General features: G+C 73.8%; 20 protein-coding genes and 1 tRNA gene. 18 read left to right on the top strand and 3 right to left on the bottom strand.

The annotated features are described in order from the left end of the window. Positions 1-32: 32 nt before the first annotated feature. Positions 33-1,607: an MFS transporter gene (locus tag ACFZA0_RS11295; RefSeq protein WP_391014265.1), complete on the bottom strand. Its 1,575-nt coding sequence runs from the start codon at positions 1,605-1,607 to the stop codon at positions 33-35. A 162-nt stretch (positions 1,608-1,769) separates the two neighbouring features. Here ACFZA0_RS11295 and ACFZA0_RS11290 point away from each other — a divergent pair, with 162 nt between their 5' ends. The 7 genes from ACFZA0_RS11290 to ACFZA0_RS11260 all read left to right on the top strand — a co-directional run bounded on the left by ACFZA0_RS11290 (position 1,770) and on the right by ACFZA0_RS11260 (position 6,330). Further along, positions 1,770-2,429, top strand: coding sequence for a TetR/AcrR family transcriptional regulator C-terminal ligand-binding domain-containing protein (locus ACFZA0_RS11290; protein WP_391014263.1), 660 nt, complete (start codon positions 1,770-1,772; stop codon positions 2,427-2,429). Between the two features lie 103 nt (positions 2,430-2,532). Beyond that, positions 2,533-3,141 carry an HhH-GPD-type base excision DNA repair protein gene (locus tag ACFZA0_RS11285; RefSeq protein WP_391014261.1) on the top strand — a complete coding sequence of 203 codons (609 nt, stop codon included), beginning with the start codon at positions 2,533-2,535 and terminating at the stop codon, positions 3,139-3,141. A 55-nt stretch (positions 3,142-3,196) separates the two neighbouring features. Beyond that, positions 3,197-3,934 (top strand): DUF308 domain-containing protein, encoded by a 738-nt coding sequence (locus ACFZA0_RS11280; protein WP_391014259.1) that lies wholly within the window; start codon positions 3,197-3,199, stop codon positions 3,932-3,934. Between the two features lie 189 nt (positions 3,935-4,123). Then, complete coding sequence (locus ACFZA0_RS11275) at positions 4,124-4,462, top strand: hypothetical protein (protein ID WP_391014257.1); 339 nt, start codon at positions 4,124-4,126, stop codon at positions 4,460-4,462. Between the two features lie 153 nt (positions 4,463-4,615). Then, a complete protein-coding gene (locus ACFZA0_RS11270; RefSeq protein WP_391014255.1) occupies positions 4,616-4,819 on the top strand; it encodes a hypothetical protein in 204 nt (67 codons plus the stop codon). Positions 4,820-5,232: 413 nt separating this feature from the next. Then, positions 5,233-5,529 (top strand): type II toxin-antitoxin system VapB family antitoxin, encoded by a 297-nt coding sequence (locus tag ACFZA0_RS11265; RefSeq protein ID WP_003986294.1) that lies wholly within the window; start codon positions 5,233-5,235, stop codon positions 5,527-5,529. Positions 5,530-5,688: 159 nt separating this feature from the next. Next, on the top strand, positions 5,689-6,330 hold the full coding sequence (locus ACFZA0_RS11260) for a LytR C-terminal domain-containing protein (protein WP_391014253.1): 642 nt from the start codon (positions 5,689-5,691) through the stop codon (positions 6,328-6,330). Positions 6,331-6,411: 81 nt separating this feature from the next. Here the strand turns inward: ACFZA0_RS11260 and upp are convergent, their stop codons facing one another. After that, positions 6,412-7,047 (bottom strand): uracil phosphoribosyltransferase, encoded by a 636-nt coding sequence (upp, locus tag ACFZA0_RS11255; protein WP_391014251.1) that lies wholly within the window; start codon positions 7,045-7,047, stop codon positions 6,412-6,414. A gap of 209 nt (positions 7,048-7,256) precedes the next feature. On the opposite strand from upp, the gene ACFZA0_RS11250 reads away from it, so the two are divergent. The 8 genes from ACFZA0_RS11250 (at position 7,257) to ACFZA0_RS11215 (ending at position 12,629) form a co-directional block, all read left to right on the top strand. After that, positions 7,257-7,679 carry a hypothetical protein gene (locus ACFZA0_RS11250; protein ID WP_391014249.1) on the top strand — a complete coding sequence of 141 codons (423 nt, stop codon included), beginning with the start codon at positions 7,257-7,259 and terminating at the stop codon, positions 7,677-7,679. A 424-nt stretch (positions 7,680-8,103) separates the two neighbouring features. Further along, a complete protein-coding gene (locus tag ACFZA0_RS11245; RefSeq protein ID WP_391014435.1) occupies positions 8,104-8,640 on the top strand; it encodes a hypothetical protein in 537 nt (178 codons plus the stop codon). Between the two features lie 77 nt (positions 8,641-8,717). Continuing rightward, entirely contained in the window at positions 8,718-9,149 is a 432-nt protein-coding gene (tadA, locus tag ACFZA0_RS11240; RefSeq protein ID WP_391014433.1) for a tRNA adenosine(34) deaminase TadA, read from the top strand. A gap of 100 nt (positions 9,150-9,249) precedes the next feature. Further along, a tRNA-Ser gene (locus ACFZA0_RS11235) sits at positions 9,250-9,334 on the top strand. Positions 9,335-9,710: 376 nt separating this feature from the next. Next, on the top strand, positions 9,711-9,887 hold the full coding sequence (locus tag ACFZA0_RS11230) for a hypothetical protein (protein WP_391014247.1): 177 nt from the start codon (positions 9,711-9,713) through the stop codon (positions 9,885-9,887). Positions 9,888-9,947: 60 nt separating this feature from the next. Beyond that, complete coding sequence (locus tag ACFZA0_RS11225) at positions 9,948-10,241, top strand: Dabb family protein (RefSeq protein WP_391014245.1); 294 nt, start codon at positions 9,948-9,950, stop codon at positions 10,239-10,241. Positions 10,242-10,477: 236 nt separating this feature from the next. Further along, positions 10,478-11,500, top strand: coding sequence for a SigB/SigF/SigG family RNA polymerase sigma factor (locus ACFZA0_RS11220; protein ID WP_391014244.1), 1,023 nt, complete (start codon positions 10,478-10,480; stop codon positions 11,498-11,500). 244 nt (positions 11,501-11,744) lie between these two features. After that, positions 11,745-12,629 (top strand): SigB/SigF/SigG family RNA polymerase sigma factor, encoded by an 885-nt coding sequence (locus tag ACFZA0_RS11215; RefSeq protein WP_391014242.1) that lies wholly within the window; start codon positions 11,745-11,747, stop codon positions 12,627-12,629. Between the two features lie 614 nt (positions 12,630-13,243). Here the strand turns inward: ACFZA0_RS11215 and ACFZA0_RS11210 are convergent. Then, a complete protein-coding gene (locus ACFZA0_RS11210) occupies positions 13,244-13,441 on the bottom strand; it encodes a hypothetical protein (protein ID WP_391014241.1) in 198 nt (65 codons plus the stop codon). A 462-nt stretch (positions 13,442-13,903) separates the two neighbouring features. Between ACFZA0_RS11210 and ACFZA0_RS11205 the strand changes: the two genes are divergently transcribed. The 3 genes from ACFZA0_RS11205 (at position 13,904) to ACFZA0_RS11195 (ending at position 17,994) form a co-directional block, all read left to right on the top strand. Further along, on the top strand, positions 13,904-14,392 hold the full coding sequence (locus ACFZA0_RS11205) for a MarR family transcriptional regulator (protein ID WP_391014239.1): 489 nt from the start codon (positions 13,904-13,906) through the stop codon (positions 14,390-14,392). A gap of 22 nt (positions 14,393-14,414) precedes the next feature. Further along, positions 14,415-16,985 (top strand): MFS transporter, encoded by a 2,571-nt coding sequence (locus tag ACFZA0_RS11200; protein WP_391014237.1) that lies wholly within the window; start codon positions 14,415-14,417, stop codon positions 16,983-16,985. 187 nt (positions 16,986-17,172) lie between these two features. Beyond that, complete coding sequence (locus ACFZA0_RS11195) at positions 17,173-17,994, top strand: YceI family protein (RefSeq protein WP_391014235.1); 822 nt, start codon at positions 17,173-17,175, stop codon at positions 17,992-17,994. Positions 17,995-18,146 lie beyond the last annotated feature (152 nt).

The raw sequence follows: 18,146 nt of genomic DNA, 5'->3' as shown, positions 1-18,146 counted from the left end.
CCCACTAGGTACGGACGGGGGCGGCGCGATGCTCAGCGCCCCTTCGCCGCGGGTCCGGGCCGGACCCGCCCGGCCGTCCGTGTCCGGGTCCCGCCCCGGTTCCGGCGGCCCAGCACCACGGCCGCGACGAGCACACCGGCCGCCACCAGCGCCGTGTTCCAGGCGACGGCCACGGTGACCCCGTGCAGCAGGGCCGTGCCGGTCGCGGCGCCGCCCGCCGTGGCGGTGACGATCGCGGACATGACGGGCGTGCCCAGCGTGATGCCGATCTGCTGGGACATGGTGGCCAGCCCGGTGGCGAGCCCCTGTTCGCCGTCGGGGAGACCGGAGGTCGCGGTCACCATGAAGCCCACGATCACCAGCATGTTGCCGACCCCGCCGAGGAAGGTGGCCGGCAGCAGCAGGCCGAGCCACCCGGTGGAAGGGCCCAGCAGGAGCAGTGCCGCCGTGCCCGCCACCTGGACGGTGCCGCCGGCCACGAGCGCGGTCAGTGTCGACGTACGGGCGATGACGCGCGGGGCGAGCAGCCCGCCGACCAGCGTTCCGGCACCCAGGACGCCGAAGGAGAGACCGGCCGCGAGGGCGGAGAAGCCGAGGGTCCTCTGGAGGTACAGGGTGAGCAGGTACACGAGGGAGGTCTCGGTGACGAAGGCGAGCAGCCCGATCACGTTGCCGCCCGCGACGGTACGGCGGCGCAGGACGGCGAGCGGCACGAGGGGCGCCGCGACCCTGCGTTCGACCAGCCCGAACACCGCGAGGAGCACGGCGCCCGCGAGCAGCCCGGCCAGTGCGCGCGGGTCGGTCCAGCCGGCCTCGCCGGCCTGCGTCAGGCCGTAGACGACGCCGAGCAGGCCGAGGGTGACGGTCACCGCGCCGGGCAGGTCGAGCCGGGGACGCACGGCCGGGCGGGACTCCTTGATCACGACGGGCGCCACGACCAGGACGGCCAGCGCGACGGGCACGTTGACGAAGAACGACCAGCGCCAGGAGAGCAGGTCGGTCAGGACACCGCCGAGCACCGCGCCGGTGGTGAACCCGGCCGACATCAGCGCCCCGTTGAGGCCCAACGCCCGCTGCCTCAGCGGCCCTTCGGGGAACGACGTGGTCAGCAGGGACAGTCCGGCCGGGGTCACCGCCGCCGTCGCCAGGCCCTGTGCCACGCGGGCGGCGAGGAGCACCCCGGGGGACGTGGCGAGGCCGCCCGCCAGCGAGGCGGCGCCGAGCACCGCGAGACCCACGAGGAAGATGCGCCGACGCCCGACGAGGTCGCCGATGCGCCCGAAGAAGAGCGTGAACCCGGCCGCACACAGGGCGAAGGCGGTGGCGACCCATTGCAGGTTGCCGAGGGAGAAGCCGAGGTCGTCGCCGAGCGCGGGGAGCGCGACGTTCAGGATCGAGAAGTCGACGGCCAGCATGAACTGCGCGACCAGCAGCACCGCGAGCACCACCCTCGCGCGGCCGGTCAGCCGACCGTCGGCGGGGGCGGGAGCCGGGGCCGACCCGGCGGTCGCGGGGGCGGCCGTCCGCGCGGATGGCGGTGCCGGGGTCTCCGGTACGGGCGTCGACGATGTGGACGTCGACGGTGTGGGCGTTGGTGTCGGTGCCATGACAGACAGGTCCTCTCGGTGTCCGTCCGTCCACGCGGGCGGGGCGGCGGAGCGTTGGGCGTTCGACGACTGCGGGCACCCCGGACCATGCAAACGGTTCCGGAGTCCCGTTATGCTGGACCGTAGCACCGACCGACCCCGTAATGGAACTGGAGACCCGATATGAGTTCGGACGAGGACGTCCCCGCCGACGCCCACCCGGCCGCCGCCCCCGCTCCCGCTCCCGGTTCCGTCCGGCCCGGGGGCCGCACCGCGCGCGTACGGGACGCCGTACTGCGTGCGGCCGGTGACGCCCTGGCCGAGGAGGGGTTCGACCGGCTCGACCTCGCGGAGGTCGCCCGCCGGGCGGGGGTCGGCAAGACCACCGTCTACCGGCGCTGGGGCTCACCCGCCCTGCTGGCGGCCGACCTGCTCGACGAGATGGCGGCCGAGTCGCTGCCCCGCGCGCGTACCGGCGAACTCGACCTGGACCTTCGCGCCAACGCGCGGCTCGTGGTGTCCACCCTCACCGACCCGCGCCAGGGCAGGCTGTTCACCGCCCTCATCGCGGCGGCGATCTGCGACCCCCAGGCCGCCGAGGCCCTGCACCGCTTCTACGCGGTACGGATCGACGAGTGGGCGGGCTGCGTCACCGACGCCGTCGCACGGGGGGAACTGCCGCGGGACACCGACGCCCGCGCGGTCGTCCGCAGCGTGTCCGCCCCGCTCTACTACGCGCTCCTCAACACCGGCGAACCGCTCGACGAGAGGGCGGCCGACCGCGCGGCGGCCGCGGCGGCGGCGGCCGCGCGGGCCGGGGTGCACCGTTCCGCGCCGGAGTGAGGAGCGCGCGGGCGCGGAGCGGGCAGGCGCGGAGCGGGCAGGCGCGGAGCGGGCAGGCGCGGCCGGAAGCGCGGGGCCCGGCGTCGCGCGGCATCATCGGATCATGGACGTCACCCTGCACATCGCCCAGGACCCCGAGGCCGACGAGCTCCTCGGCCGCAGCCCGCTGGCCGCGCTGGTCGGCATGCTGCTGGACCAGCAGGTGCCGATGGAGTGGGCGTTCAAAGGCCCGGCGACCGTCGCGGCACGCCTCGGCGCGGACGACCTCGACGCGCACGTGATCGCCGCGTACGACCCGGAGGCCTTCGCCGCCCTGCTGTCCGCGAAACCGGCCGTGCACCGCTACCCGGGGTCGATGGCCCAGCGGATCCAGCAGCTCTGCCAGTACCTCGTCGAGCACTACGACGGTGACGCGAGCGCCGTGTGGACCGGCGCCGGCGACGGCCCGGACCTGCTGCGACGACTGAAGGACCTGCCCGGCTTCGGCACCCAGAAGGCGCAGATCTTCCTCGCCCTGCTGGGCAAGCAACTCGGCGTGCGCCCCGACGGCTGGCGTGAGGCGGCCGGCGACTACGGCGCCCCGCAGGCGTACCGCTCCGTCGCCGACATCACCGGACCGGACTCGCTGGCGAAGGTGCGCGCACACAAGCAGGAGATCAAGGCGGCGGCCAGAGCGGCGAAGTCCGCGAAACCCCCGAAGTCCGCGAAGTAGGCGCGCGGCGCCCTCCCGAGTGGCGGGGTCGGCGGGTAGGGGCCCAGCATGAAACATGACCGAGGCACCAAGCGGTTCCCCACGTGACCCCTCGTACGACGACCGTCAGGCGCACGCGCACACCGCGCGCGACCCGCACGGGCCGAACCCGTCCGGCGACCCGCGGCCGCCGGGCCAAGGACCCCGTCCCCCGTTCGACTTCGAACGGCACCCGCTGTCGCGCGCCGCCTGGCAGGCCGTGCTGTTCGCCGGTGTCGCCGCGCTGGTCCTGGGCATCCTCGTGCTGGTGTGGCCAGGGGCGTCGCTGGTGGCCGCCGGTGTCCTCTTCGGCCTCTACCTCGTGATCAGCGGCGTCCTCCAGCTCGTGTCCGCCTTCGGGACGCACCGGACGACCGCGCTGCGCGTGCTGGCCTTCGTCAGCGGCACCGTGTCGATCCTCCTGGGCCTGTTCTGCTTCCGCGGCGCCACGCAGTCGATCCTGCTGCTGGGCCTGTGGATCGGCATCGGCTGGGTGATCCGCGGCATCACGCAGACGCTGGCCGCCTTCTCCGACCCGACCGTGCCGGCCCGCGGCTGGCAGGCGTTCCTCGGCGTGCTGACGTTCATCGCCGGCATCGTCCTGATCGACTCCCCGTACGCGTCGGTGGCCGTGCTCACCATCCTCGGCGGGTGGTGGCTGGTGGCGGTCGGCATCGTCGAGATCGTCACCGCCTTCCGCATCCGCGGCCGCACCCAGGACGGCAGGTCCGCGGCCCCGACGCCGTCGGCACCGGGCCGCCCGGCCCACACGTAACCCGCCGCGCGCCGGTCCCCCCGCAGGGCGTTCGCGTACGCCGTGCGGGGGGATCGGTGCGCGAGTGCGGTGAACGGGCGGACGGAACCGGGGAGGGTGACCCCCGTGAGCCCCGTCCCGCCGTCCTCCCGCGCCGCGCGCCCCGGGAACCGCCGCAGTCCGGCGGGAACCCGGCGGAGCGGCGCGGCCGTGCGGGCACGGCGGCCGGGGCGGGCACCGTGGACCGGGCGGGTGCTGCGCGTCCTCGGGCTGCTCCTCGCCCTGCTGGTGCCCGCCGGGTACGCCGAGGCGCTGCCGCCGGGCGGCACCGCCGTCTCCGCCGAGTACGGCACCGGGTCCGGGGCCGGTGCCGAGTACGACCTCCTCTCCGACGCCGCCCTGCGCCCGGCCGTACGCGTCGCCCCGCGCGCCGCCCCGCCGCCGCGTGCCGCCGGCGTCCCGCGCACCGCCCCGCGCCCGGCCCGCCCCCTGCTCCCGCGCGCCCGGCCCGCCGCGGCCGGGGCGCGGTCCGTCGTCCTGCGCTGCTGAGCGTCCCCGGTGCCGCTCCCCGGTACCGCCCACGGGCCACCGGGGAACGGCACCGCCGCCCGCACTGAACTCAGCACGTACGCGCGTACGCACGCACTCAGGTACGCACGCGGCCCGTCACGCGCGTACGCATCACGGACGGACGACACAGCCATGCCCCACGACCCCTACGCGGTCCTGCGCGCCCTGCTGCGCGCCGAGGCCAGCCGCGCCACCGCGGAACCGGACGCACGCACCCCCCGGCCTCCCGCGGGCACCGTCTCCCCGGACGGCCGGCCCGCGCCCGCACCGACACCGCCCGCGGCCACCGCGACCCCCGAGGTTCCCGTCGCCGGGCGGGAGCAGGACGGCGGTTGACCGGGCCGGTCACCCCGATCGGGTGATCCGGGCGCCCGGACGTGCGACGGGCGGGTACGCGCGCGGGTGAGCCGGACACCCGCCGCCGGGCGCCCGGTTCCGGACCGCCGGACGCCCGGCCGCCCGCCCGCGGCCGGCCCCGGCGGCGGTCCGCGTCGCCCCCGTACGCCCGTGAACGCCGACAAGGGCTCCCGGGCGTACGGGTGCCGTCCGTGAGGCGGCCGGGACACCGGGTGACGACACGGGCGGGCCGTCTACGGGCGAGGCGCCGGCCGGGAGCCGCCGGGCGGCGACCGGGTGTCGGGTACACCGAGCCCGGCGTTCCGTTATGCCCCGCTTGGGGGCGGCTTTTCCAGCATCGTGCTGCCCCTCCATGGCTGCGCCCGGAACGCCTGGGCCGGTAGGCTTTCCGTGTGATCTTCAAGCGCATCGGAAACGGCCGGCCGTACCCCGATCACGGCCGGGAGAGCACCCGGCAGTGGGCGGACGTGGCGCCCCGCCCGGTCCGCCTCGATCAGCTCGTGACCACCAAGCAGCAACTCGACCTGGAGACCCTGCTCGCGGAGGACTCGACGTTCTACGGCGACCTGTTCGCCCACGTCGTGAAGTGGCAGGGCGACCTCTACCTGGAGGACGGACTGCACCGCGCGGTGCGGGCCGCCCTCCAGCAGCGCCAGGTGCTGCACGCGCGCGTGCTCGAACTCGGCTGATACCGGCGCCCGCTGACGTCCCGTCCGCGGCACTCCCGCGGTCCTCCCGCGACCGTCTCCGGCCGGACCGGATCGGGCGTTGACCCTTTCGGGTCGCAGTGTGTTGTGTCGAATGATCATCTAGTAGGAATCGCTGCACAGGCGCACTACGCTGCGCCCATGAGCATGCTGACTCCCCCCGGCATGGGCGGCCGGTACCGGATCACGGGGAACAAGTACCCGAGGATGCGACGGCCCCGGAGGCGCGGCAGGCTCGTGGTTCTGGTGGCCGCGTCCGTCGCCGTCCTGGGTGTCCTCGGCTGGGGCACCCTGCAACTCGTCCACGTGTTCACCGGCGGCGGCAAGAAGGCGTCGGCGGCCGGTGCGCGGGCGGGCTGTTCCCCCACGGCGAGCCCCTCGCCCGCCGTCGCCGCGAGCGTCCCGGCACCCGCCCGGATCACCGTCAACGTCCTGAACGCCACGGCCCGCAGCGGTCTCGCCAAGGAGACCGCGGACGAGCTGAAGAAGCGCGGGTTCCACATCGGCGACGTGGGCAACGCGACCGCGCAGTACGACAAGAAGGTGAAGGGCACCGGGCTGCTGCTCGGCCCCGCCGCCTCCCTGAAGTCCTCGCTGCCGGTGCTGGCCACCCAGCTGGCCGGCGCCGAGAGCCGCACCGACGTCGCCCGCAAGGGCACCGACGTGGACCTCATCATCGGCGACGACTTCAAGTCGCTGACCGCGAAGGCGGCGGCCGACAGGGCCATCGCCCGGCTTGACCGGACCACGGCCACCAACGCCGCCGCGAAGAAGACCTGCTGACGGCCCGTCGCCGTGTCGTGCGTGGGGGCCCGGACCATGTCGGTCCGGGCCCCCACGCACGACACGCGGCGTTCAACCGTCCTAGTCGACGACCCCGTACATGCGGTCGCCCGCGTCGCCGAGGCCCGGCACGATGTAGCCGTTCTCGTTGAGACGCTCGTCGACCGACGCGGTCACGACCGTCACCGGAGTGCCCGCCAGTTCCCGTTCCATGACCTCGACGCCCTCGGGGGCGGCCAGCAGCACGACGGCGGTCACGTCGTCGGCGCCGCGCGCGATCAGCTCCTGGATCGCGGCGACCAGGGTGCCGCCGGTGGCGAGCATCGGGTCGAGGACGTAGACCTGCCGACCCGAGAGGTCCTCGGGCATGCGGGCGGCGTACGTGGACGCCCGGAGGGTCTCCTCGTCGCGGATCATGCCGAGGAAGCCGACCTCCGCCGTGGGCAGCAGCCGCACCATGCCGTCGAGCATGCCCAGACCGGCGCGCAGGATCGGCACGACCAGCGGGCGGGGGTAGGACAGCTTGACGCCGGTGGTCGTGGCGACCGGCGTGCTGATGTCGACCTGCTCGGTCCGTACGTCGCGGGTGGCCTCGTAGGCGAGCAGGGTGACCAGTTCGTCGGCGAGCCGCCGGAAGGTCGCGGAGTCGGTACGCCGGTCGCGCAGCGTGGTGAGCTTGTGAGCGACCAGGGGGTGGTCGACGACGTGGAGACGCATGCCCCCACAGTAACCGGGCCCCCGGACCGGCGCCCGCACGCAGAGGCAACCCTTGGCCCTGACCGCGCGCCGGGGCGGCGGCGGAACCGGAATCCTCGCAACCGCCGTAACCGCCGCATCCGCTGCCCGCCGCCACGGTGTCGCGGTGCCCTGGCATCAATCCGCTCCCGCGCGGGAACGCGGGAGGGACGGACTGGGGTGGTGTGCCTATGCCTGACCGCGAATTCCGACGCGATCCCTCGCCGCGCGAGCAGGGCGGGCGGGGTGAGCAGGCCGGCCCGCGCGCGTCGCCGGAACCGCGAGAGCGCCGCGAGCAGGGGCCCGGTGTTCCGGGCGACCCGCCCGGCTCCCTCGTCCCGCGCCGCCTGCGCGACCCCCGTGACCTGCGCGACCTGCGCGACCCCGGCGACCCGCGCGAACCTGGCCTGCTCGGCGCGGCCGGACCGGCGGCCCTGTCCGCCCCGCTCCGCCCGCCCGGCGGCGCCGAGACGGCGGCCGAGCGCAGGCGCCGCCGGGCGGAGTTCCTGCGCGACCTGACCGAGGCCCGCGAACTGCGCGCCCGGGTGCACCCCCGCCGCACCAAGGCGGCCCGCCTCCGGCACGAGATGCTCATGCGCACCTTCCGGTACTGACCGCGCGCGGGCACCGCCACGCCGGAGGACGCGCCCGAACCGGAGTACGCGCCCGGCCCGGCGTCCGCGCCGCCGGCCCGCCCCGGCCGCCCCCGTCCCGGCGAACTGCTTGGCGGGCGCACGGAATTCGGTGCGGACGGCACCGAACGCGCCGCTCACGCGGGCGTACCGGCGGTCACGGGGCGGTGGTGCGCGACCCGCGGGGAAACCCGCGTACGATCCGCAGGTGGCGGCGACGAGTGCGCTGGTGGTCCTTGCCGGACGCGCGATCAAAATGCCGGACACAGGGAGACGAAGAGTCCCCCTGGACGCCTTGTTTCTGCCACGATTCCGAGTGGGCGGGGCCCCAAGCAAGCTCCCCCGCCCGCAGCCTCCGCCGGGGGGATCCCCAACCGGCACGCCTATGACCAGTGGGAGAGTCACGGTGTACTTCGCCGCACTGCTCGCGCGCACCGAAGACGGGTGGGAAGCGAGCGACACAGAGCTCGACGATGTGGAGACCCTGGCGGATCTGGCCGATCTGGCCCGCGAGGTCTCCACCGAGGACGACACGGTGCTCGTCCTGATCGAACAGGAGGACGCCTGGTTCGGCGTCGTCCGCCTGGACGGGGAGGACGACCCGCGCATCTACGTCTCGGACGCCGCCGCGGCGGCCCGCAGTTCGTACGGGGAGATCCTGCTCACCGACGAACTCCTCGGCAGGAATCCGGGCGACGACGTCGCCGACCTGGACTCCCTCGACCTCGACGGTACCGAGGACGGTGCCGGCGGGGACTCCGAGGAGGACGACGAGGACGGCGAGCCGGCCGACGCGGTGCCGCACAGCCCGCTCGGCGACGGCGCGATCCTCGACGACCTCGGGGTCGGCGAGAAGGAACTGCGCGCCCTCGACGCGGAGGACGCGCTCGGCGCGATCGCCGAGGCGCTGGGTGCCTCGGAGGTTCTGGAGACCGTCCGCTGAACGCACCCCCGTCGGCGCCGCGGGCGGCACCACCGCCCGGGGCACCGGACCCGGTGCGCGACCCGTGGCGGCCCGCGATGCGGCTCGCCCTGGCCGAGGCGGGGCGGGCCGGCCTGGCCGGAGACGTGCCCGTGGGTGCCGTCGTGCTGTCCCCGGACGGCACGACCGTGCTCGCGTCCGCGCACAACGAGCGCGAACTGACGGGCGATCCGACCGCGCACGCCGAGGTCCTGGCGCTCCGGCGGGCCGCCGCCGAACTCGGCGAGTGGCGGCTGACCGGCTGCACGCTCGTGGTGACCCTGGAGCCCTGCACGATGTGCGCGGGCGCCCTCGTGCAGGCCCGGGTCGACCGGGTCGTCCAGGGCGCCCGCGACGAGAAGGCCGGCGCGGTCGGCTCCCTCTGGGACGTCGTCCGCGACCGGCGGCTCAACCACCGCCCCGAGGTGATCGGGGACGTGCTCGCCGACGACTGCGCGCGCCTGCTCACGGAGTTCTTCCGCACCCGCTGAGCACGCCCCGGGGGTCCGTCGGGGGCGGCCGGCGGCCGCTCTCCCGCGATCACGGAAACGGATTTCGGAGCACGGCCCACCGTGCGGTAAGGTCTCTCTCGGTAGCGTGTCCGAGCGGCCGAAGGAGCTCGCCTCGAAAGCGAGTGTGGCGCAAGTCACCGAGGGTTCAAATCCCTCCGCTACCGCCGATGAAGGGCCCGGTCCACTGGACCGGGCCCTTCGTGCTGTCCGGGTGCGGGCGCCGCAGGGGGAGCCGGGGGACCGGGGGCGCGGCCACGGGGGGCGGGCCTGGCGCCCCCGGTCCGTCCGGGCCGCCCGCGCGTGCCGCCGGCCGGGGGAAGCCGTGGCACGTTCCCGCGCGGGGGCCCGTTCCGCGGGCCCGCCGGAGACCTGTCCGCTCCATCGGGCCGTGTGATCCACGCTGCGCCCCACATTGATCACGCGCCCCGGGCGAAAGCCCTGTACCCACGGGCCGTTGGTCCCGAGAATGGTCTTGGTGGCTACACTCGCCGCCGGCAGCAGCGGGCCCTCGGGGCACGCCCGTTCCCAGGGGAGGCCGCGGTGGCGGTGAACGCCAAGAAGATCGCCGTCTACATCGTCGTCGTCTTCGCGCTGTACGTGATCATCACGGATCCGGCCAAGGCGGCCGACTACGTCCAGATAGGGTTCGAGGGCATATCGGACGCCGCCAAGTCCATAGGCGACTTCATGACCTGGGTCGCCGACGGGGCCCACTGACAGCGGGCGGTCCCGCACCGGCCGGACGCGGCGGCGCCGCCGTCCCTCCCTGGAGTGCTCATGATCCGCCACTTGGTCCTCTTCAAACTGAACGACGGCGTCGAGCGTGACGACCCGCGCGTGGTGGAGGGCGACGCCGCCTTCCGCGCACTCGGCGGGACCATCGACGACCTGCGCGTGTGGGAGGCCGCCTGGAACATCAGCGACCGTCCCATCGCCTACGACTACGCGATCAACGCCGCCGTCGAGGACGCCGCCGCCCTCCGGCGCTACCTCGAACACCCCGCGCATCAGGCGGGCGTGGCGCTGTGGCGCGAGTTCGCGACCTGGGTCGTCGCCGACTACGAGTTCTGAGCGGGCCGCGCCGGAACCGTCGCGCGGACCCGCGCCCCCGGGGCGACGGGAGTCGCCGCCGCCGTGCCGCGCACCTCGTTCGCCGTCCCCGCACCTCTTCCGGTGCGGGGATTTTTCGTGCCCGGAACGGGGCCCGGGGCCGGGCGGGCACCGGGCCGGCACCCGGCCGCGCGTCCAACACGGCGTTATCGGGTGCTTGCACACATTGCACATGTCTTGTGATGCTATGACCGCTTTTGACGGATGAGTTGACCGATAACGAGGTGGAGTTGACCGTGCCGGCCAGTACTGCGCCTCAAGCGCCGCCCCGCGCCACCGAGGAGCCCGCCCCTCGCAGCGCCGGACCCACCGCTGCCATCGCGCCACCGGCGCCCACAGCTCCCCCCGCTCCTCCCGCTCCTCCCGCTTCCCCCGCGGTCACCGCGCCGTTCGCCCCCGCCGCGCCCGTCGACGCCACCGCCTCCGCCGAGCCCGCGGCGCCCGTCGCGCAGCGCAGCCGGGGGGCCGACACCCGGGCGCTCACCCAGGTCCTCTTCGGCCAGCTCAAGGACATGGAACCGGGCACCCCCGAGCACAACCGCGTCCGGGGTGCGCTCATCGAGGCGAACCTGCCGCTGGTGCGGTACGCCGCCGCCCGGTTCCGCTCCCGCAACGAGCCGATGGAGGACGTCGTCCAGGTCGGCACCATCGGCCTCATCAACGCCATCGACCGCTTCGACCCCGAACGCGGGGTGCAGTTCCCGACGTTCGCCATGCCCACCGTGGTCGGCGAGATCAAGCGCTACTTCCGCGACAACGTGCGCACCGTCCACGTCCCGCGCCGGCTGCACGAGCTGTGGGTGCAGGTGAACAGCGCCACCGAGGACCTGACGACCGCCTTCGGACGCTCCCCCACCACCGGTGAGATCGCCGCACGGCTGCGCATCGGCGAGGACGAGGTGCTGTCCTGCATCGAGGCCGGGCGCTCGTACCACGCCACCTCGCTGGAGGCCGCCCAGGAGGGCGACGGACTGCCCGGACTGCTCGACCGGCTCGGCTACGAGGACCCCGCCCTCGACGGCGTCGAACACCGCGACCTCGTCCGGCACCTGCTCGTCCAGCTCCCCGAGCGGGAGCAGCGCATCCTGCTGCTGCGCTACTACAGCAACCTGACCCAGTCGCAGATCAGCGCCGAACTCGGCGTCAGCCAGATGCACGTCTCCCGGTTGCTCGCGCGGAGCTTCCAGCGGCTGCGGTCCGCAAACAGGATCGAGGCGTAACCGGTTCGAGCGAATCGCTCACCAGGGCGATTCCCGGCCGTTCCCGAGCAGAAAAACCGTCACACCCCTTCTGTGCAGGGGCTATTCGCGATTTCCGTGTCGACATGTCACTACAGCGTGTTGCCGACATGTGACATTCTGCGGGAAGCGCGTTTGCCGTGGCTCCGGCTCCGGTATTCAGGTGAAGGCTGCGCTCCCCGGTGGGGCGTTCGCCGCGACCGTCCCGCGACCCAAAGGGGGTGGCATGTCCGCAGACCAGGGCAGCTCCAAGGTGCTCACGCTCGCCAAGAGCGAGTCCGCGCCGGACACGCTCGACGACGTAACGGCCCCCGTGGCCACTCCGGCCCCGGCCACCACGGCCCCGGAAGCCATCGACACACGCACCCTGTCCCGCTCCCTTTTCCTGCGGCTCGCCGCACTCGACGAGAACAGCCCGGAACGTGTCTACGTCCGGGACACCCTCATCGAGCTGAACCTCCCCCTCGTCCGGTACGCGGCGGCACGCTTCCGCTCGCGCAACGAGCCGATGGAGGACATCGTCCAGGTCGGCACCATCGGCCTGATCAAGGCGATCGACCGCTTCGACTGCGAACGCGGCGTCGAGTTCCCCACGTTCGCGATGCCGACCGTGGTGGGCGAGATCAAGCGGTTCTTCCGCGACACCTCCTGGTCGGTCCGCGTCCCGCGCCGCCTCCAGGAGCTGCGGCTCGCGCTGACGAAGGCCAGCGACGAGCTCTCGCAGAAGCTGGACCGCTCGCCGACCGTCCCCGAACTCGCCGTCGTACTGGGCGTGTCCGAGGAGGACGTCGTCGACGGCCTCGCGGTCGGCAACGCCTACACGGCCTCCTCGCTGGACTCCCCGGCCCCGGAGGACGACGGCGGCGAGGGCTCGCTGGCGGACCGCCTGGGCTACGAGGACACCGCGCTGGAGGGTGTGGAGTACCGCGAGTCCCTGAAGCCGCTGCTGGCCAAACTGCCGCCCCGCGAACGGCGGATCATCATGCTGCGCTTCTTCGCCAACATGACCCAGTCGCAGATCGGCGAGGAGGTCGGCATCTCCCAGATGCACGTCTCCCGGCTGCTGACCAGGACACTGGCGCAGCTCCGCGAGGGTCTCATCTCCGACTGAGACCCGGCCGGCCCCTCCTGCCGGAGGGTGACGCGAGGGCGGGGAACGGTGCCCGCGGGCACGGTGTCGCCGCCTCGCAGCGCGTCGCCGTGCCCGGTCATGGGGACGGCGCCCGCCGTCCGCCGCTCACGGCCCTCTGCGGTCCGCCCTCAACAGCGGTCCGCGGAGGGTGCGTTGACGTTCGCCTCCGGACGCCGCTCCGGAGCTCCCGCCCACGTCCGCGTCCGCCGCACGCCGGCCCGCGCGCCCGTCCGTGTGCCGCGGTGATCCCTTCCCGGCCGTACGGGTGCCCGACGGCGAGCGGTGCAATCCCCTTGTCCGGAAACGTACTTGGCCCGGTGCCCCGGCCGTCCCGCGCCCGTCGTCGCGACCCGTCGGCGGACCCGGCGGCGCGGCACACGTGTGCACCCCGCACGTGAATCGGCCCGCGGCGGCGCCGCGCGGTCCCGTCCGGGCACGCGCCCCGGCGCTCGCGCCGCCGGCCCCGGACATGCCGAAGCCGGGCCCCGCCCCCTCCGGCACCCGGGCGTGCTCGCCCGGACCGGAGCGGGACCGGAGGCCCGTCGGGTGTCCGCGCGGGCGGGGGCCCGGCCCGGACTGCCCTGCCGCGTCGGTTACTTGAGCGCGAGCCAGGCCACCGCGGCGATGACCACCACGGCGACGACGACGCCGATGATCAGGCCGACGCGGGGGCCGGAGGAGGTCTGCGCCTGCTGGGTCTGGGGGGTGGGGCCGTCGTCGACGAAGGCACGGAACATCTGGGTGCTGCCGGCAGGGTCGTGGTTGCCCTGGGGGCCCTGGGTGTTAGCCATGGGCCGAGACACTAGCGAAAAGGCGGTGCGGGCCCAAGTGCCGGGTCCCTCAAGGCCGTCGGGACGGCGGGACGGGTCGTTCCGGTCCCCTCGCGCACCCCGGGGACCAAACACCACGTACCGGCCTCACCGTCCGCGACCGCGGCCGCTCTCCCGTGACGCGCACTCGTGGCGCTTCGGGAACACGTGAACGCGCGGCACGTCCGCCGGGCACCCCCGCCGCACGCCGCCCCGCGCCTCCGCACACCCGCCCCACGCCCCCGACCTGCACTTTTACCGCACAGAAATTCGACAAGATCCACCACCGACCCTCCCGGACCTCCAGGTCGAGCGGCTCATCAGCAGGTTTACGCCAGCAATACTTGCCTTTGCCAACTTTTTGCTGCCCTTAACACCTATTTATTTGCCTGTGGCAACCAAGCGCTTCTATGGTTGCCTTAAGCAACGAATACGGGAGTCGAGATGGCCGAGCGGGCGCAGTACGAGGAGCTGGCACGCCAGCTCAGCGCCGTCGGGATCGTGAAGCGGGACATGGGGCGCATACTGCCGCCCGACTGCCCCGCCGGTTCCGCCGCCGTGCTGACACTGCTGGGCCGTCACGGGGACATGCGGATGAGCAAGCTCGCCGAGCTGCTCGCCGTCGACATGTCGGTCACGAGTCGCCATGTCGCGCACGTCGCGGCACGGGACTGGATCGAACGTTCGCCCGACCCCGCGGACAAGCGCTCGCGCATCCTCCACCTGACGGACGCCGGTCAGGAGCAGCTCGACGAGCTGAACCGGCGGACCTCGGAGCTGCTGGCGAGCCGGCTGAGCGACTGGAGCGACGACGAGGTCGGTCTGCTCGTGGAGCTGATGACACGTCTGCGCGACAGCTTCGGCGACTGCCGGCCGACCACCCACCGGCCCCCGGCACCCGTGGACGAAGAGACCACCCGTACACCCGCGTAAGCAACGTCAGTAAAGGAAGCCCATGGCAACGACCACACCAGCCGGTGTGCGGGCTCATGCCAAGCACGGGGGAACGGGCGCCGACGACGCCCCGATGACCCACCGGCAGATCATGGAAGCACTCTCCGGGCTCCTGCTCGGTCTGTTCGCCGCCATCATCTCCTCCACGATCGTCACCAACGCCCTGCCGACGATCATCGGCGACATCGGCGGCGGCCAGGAGGCCTACACCTGGGTCGTCACCGCGGCCCTGCTCGCCCTGACGGCGTCGGTGCCGATCTGGGGCAAGATGGCCGACCTGGTCAGCAAGAAGGCCCTGGTCCAGATAGCCCTGGTCGTCTACATCGCCGGATCGGTCCTCGCCGGTCTGTCCCAGAACCCCGCGATGCTGATCTCCGCGCGCGTGGTGCAGGGCCTCGGCGCCGGCGGTCTGTCCGCCCTCGCGCAGGTCGTGATGGCCGCGATGATCTCCCCTCGCGAGCGGGGCCGGTACTCCGGCTACACCGGTGCGACGTTCGCCGTCGCGACCGTCGGCGGTCCGCTGCTGGGCGGTGTCATCACCGACACCTCGTTCCTCGGCTGGCGCTACTGCCTCTTCGTCGGCATCCCGTTCGCGCTGGTCGCGCTGGTCGTGCTCCAGAAGACGCTGCACCTGCCCGTCACCAAGCGGAAGGTCAAGATCGACTGGGCGGGCGCGTTCTTCATCACCGCCGCCGCCTCGCTGCTGCTGCTCTGGGTGACCTTCGCGGACGACAAGTACGACTGGATCTCGTGGCAGACCTACACGATGGTCGGCGGAGTGATCCTGCTCGCGCTGCTGTTCGTGTTCACCGAGACCCGCGCCAGCGAGCCGATCATCCCGCTGCGCCTGTTCCGCAACCGCACCATCTCGCTGGCCGCGCTGGCGTCGCTGTTCGTCGGTGTCGGCATGTACTCGGGCACCGTCTTCTTCTCGCAGTACTTCCAGCTCGCCCGTGACAAGTCGCCGACGATGTCGGGCGTCATGACGATCCCGATGATCGGCGGTCTGTTCGTCGCCTCCCTGGTCTCCGGCCGGTTCATCACCCGCACCGGACGCTGGAAGGTCTGGCTGGTCAGCGGCGCCGTCTCGCTCACCGCGGGTCTCGCGCTGCTCGGCACCATCAAGTACGACACCCCGTACTGGCGCGTCGGCGTCTTCATGGCGCTGCTCGGCATCGGCGTCGGCACGATGATGCAGAACCTCGTGCTCGCCACGCAGAACCAGGTCAAGCCGAAGGACCTCGGCGCGACCTCGTCCACCGTGAGCTTCTTCCGCTCCCTCGGCGGTGCCGTCGGCGTCGGCGTGCTCGGCTCGGTCATGTCGACCCGGATCGCGCACTACGCCACCGGCAGCATCGGCTCGCTGGACCCGAAGTCGCAGGCCGCGGCGGCCAAGTCGCTCGGCAGCAGCGCGCTCCCGGACATGGACGCCCTGCCCGGCGCGGTCCGCGGCTGGCTGGAGAGCGCCTACGGCAACGGCATCGCCGACGTCTTCCTGTACGCCGCCCCGTTCGCCCTGATCGCGTTCCTGGTCGTCATCTTCATCAAGGAGGTGCCGCTGCGCACGACGGGCGCCCTGGCCCAGGCCGCCGAGTCGACCGCCGAGGCCCCCGGCGCCACCGCCGGAGTGCCCGCCCCCGCCGGAGTGCCCGCCCCCGTCCTGGAGGAAACAGTGCCGGACGATTCCCGGTTCGCGACGGTCGCCTCCGCCGCGTCCGCCCCGCAGAGCGGTCCCGAGGGCACGCAGCGGCTCGCCGCCGTCGACTCGGCCGCCGGTGCGCAGCCCGCCGGTGCGCAGCCCGTCGGCGGGTCCGGCACGCCGGTGCGCGGTTTCGTCCGCGGCGCCGAGAGCGCACCGGTCCCGCAGGCCGCGGTCACGCTGATCTCCCTCGCGGGACGCCAGCTCGGCCGGTCGGTCGCGCAGTACGACGGCTCGTACGCGGTGGACGCGCCCGGCGCGGGTTCGTACGTGCTGATCGCCTCGGCCGACGGCTACCAGCCGCAGGCCTCCACGGTCCTGGTCGGTGAGGAGCCCGTCGCCTACGACATCCTCCTCAGCGGCACCAGCGGCCTGGAGGGCGTCGTGCGCGCCGCCGAGGACGGCACTCCCGTCCAGGGCGCCATGGTCATCGTCACCGACGTCCGCGGCGACCTGCTCGCCACCGGCACCACCGCCCCCGACGGCACGTTCGACTTCGCCGAGCTGGTGCCCGGCACGGTCACCGTCGCCGTCAACGCGGCCGGCTTCCGGCCCCGCGCGCTGCCCGTCGAGGTGGGCGGCACCGGCGTCACCCGCGTCGACGTCGACCTCCAGTCGGGCGCGCAGGTCCAGGGCGTCGTCAACGCTCCCCACGGCCCCCTCGCCGACGCCCGGGTCACCCTGGTCGACGCGGCGGGCAACGTGGTCGCCACCTCCACCACCGGTACGGACGGCGCCTACGCGTTCACCGACCTGGACAACGGCGAGTACACCGTCATCGCCACCGGCTACCCCCCGGTCGCCACGGCGCTGACGGTCGCCGGGCAGGGCGTCGACGACCACCGGATCGACCTCGCCCACCCGGGCGAGTAGCACCACCACCCCGGCCCGCGGCACCACGGGCGGGCGTCCCCGGCACCCCGCGGGACGTCCGCCCGGGGACGCGGGCCGGCGCCGGACCGACACCGCGGGACGCCACGGGCGTTCCCGGTACGGAGGGCGCCGCCGGCGCCCCGGCACCACGAGCAATCCGTTCAGCCTTGCAGGGAGAAGAATCGGGATGGCACTGTCCGCGAAGATCCAGACGCGGGACGGATGGGCCGTGTCGCACGCGGTCGTCACCGTGACCGACATGACCGGCACCCAGGTGCTGCGCGCCGAGGCCGGGCAGGACGGCACGATCAGCGACGCCACCGCGCTGGCCCCGGGCGCCTACACCGTCATCGTCACCGCGGTCGGCTACGCCCCCGCCGCCTCCAGCGCGATCGTCACCGCGAGCGGCCGGGCCACCGCCGGCACCATCACCCTGGCCCGCCAGGGCGGCACCGAACTGCCGCCGCCCGGCCCCTGGACCGTCGACCCCGCGCACTCCGGTGTCGCCGCGGTCGCCCAGCACCTCGGCATCTCCAGCGTGCGGGGCCGGTTCACCGACTTCGCCGCCGTCGTCGAGATCGCCCCGGACGACATCGCCCGGTCCCGGGTCGACGCCCGCATCAACGCCGCGTCCATCGACACGGGCAACACCATGCGGGACACCCACCTGCGGTCGGCCGACTTCCTCGACGTCGACACGTATCCCGAGATCACCTACCGGTCCAGCGGGCTCAGCCCGGCCGGTTCCGACCGGTGGACCGTGCACGGCGAGCTGGCCATGCGCGGTGTCGTCCGGCCCGTCGACCTCGACCTCGCCTACCTCGGCACCGGCGCCGACCCGTGGGGCGGCACGCGTGCCGCGTTCCGCGCGACCACCGAACTGCGCCGCGAGGACTTCGCGATGAACTACAACCAGATCGTCCAGGCGGGCATCGCCGCCATCGGCACCACCCTCAAGGTGGAGCTGGACATCCAGGCGGTCCAGGGGAGCACCCTCCCGCAGGCGTGAACCGCGCCCCGCGAGGTTCCCGCACAGCGGCGGGGGGGGGGCCGCGGCGGGGGGGCCCCCCCGCGGGGCCCCCCCCCCCGCCGGGGGCCCCGCCCCCCCCCCCGGGGGGGCCCCCCCCCCGGGGGGGGCGGGGGGGGGGGCCCGAGGGTGCC

This window comes from Streptomyces sp. NPDC008150 (genome assembly GCF_042956945.1).
Lineage (GTDB): Bacteria > Actinomycetota > Actinomycetes > Streptomycetales > Streptomycetaceae > Streptomyces.
The sequence above is the reverse complement of the archived record's forward strand: the minus strand, read 5'-3'. Positions and strand labels throughout refer to the sequence as shown.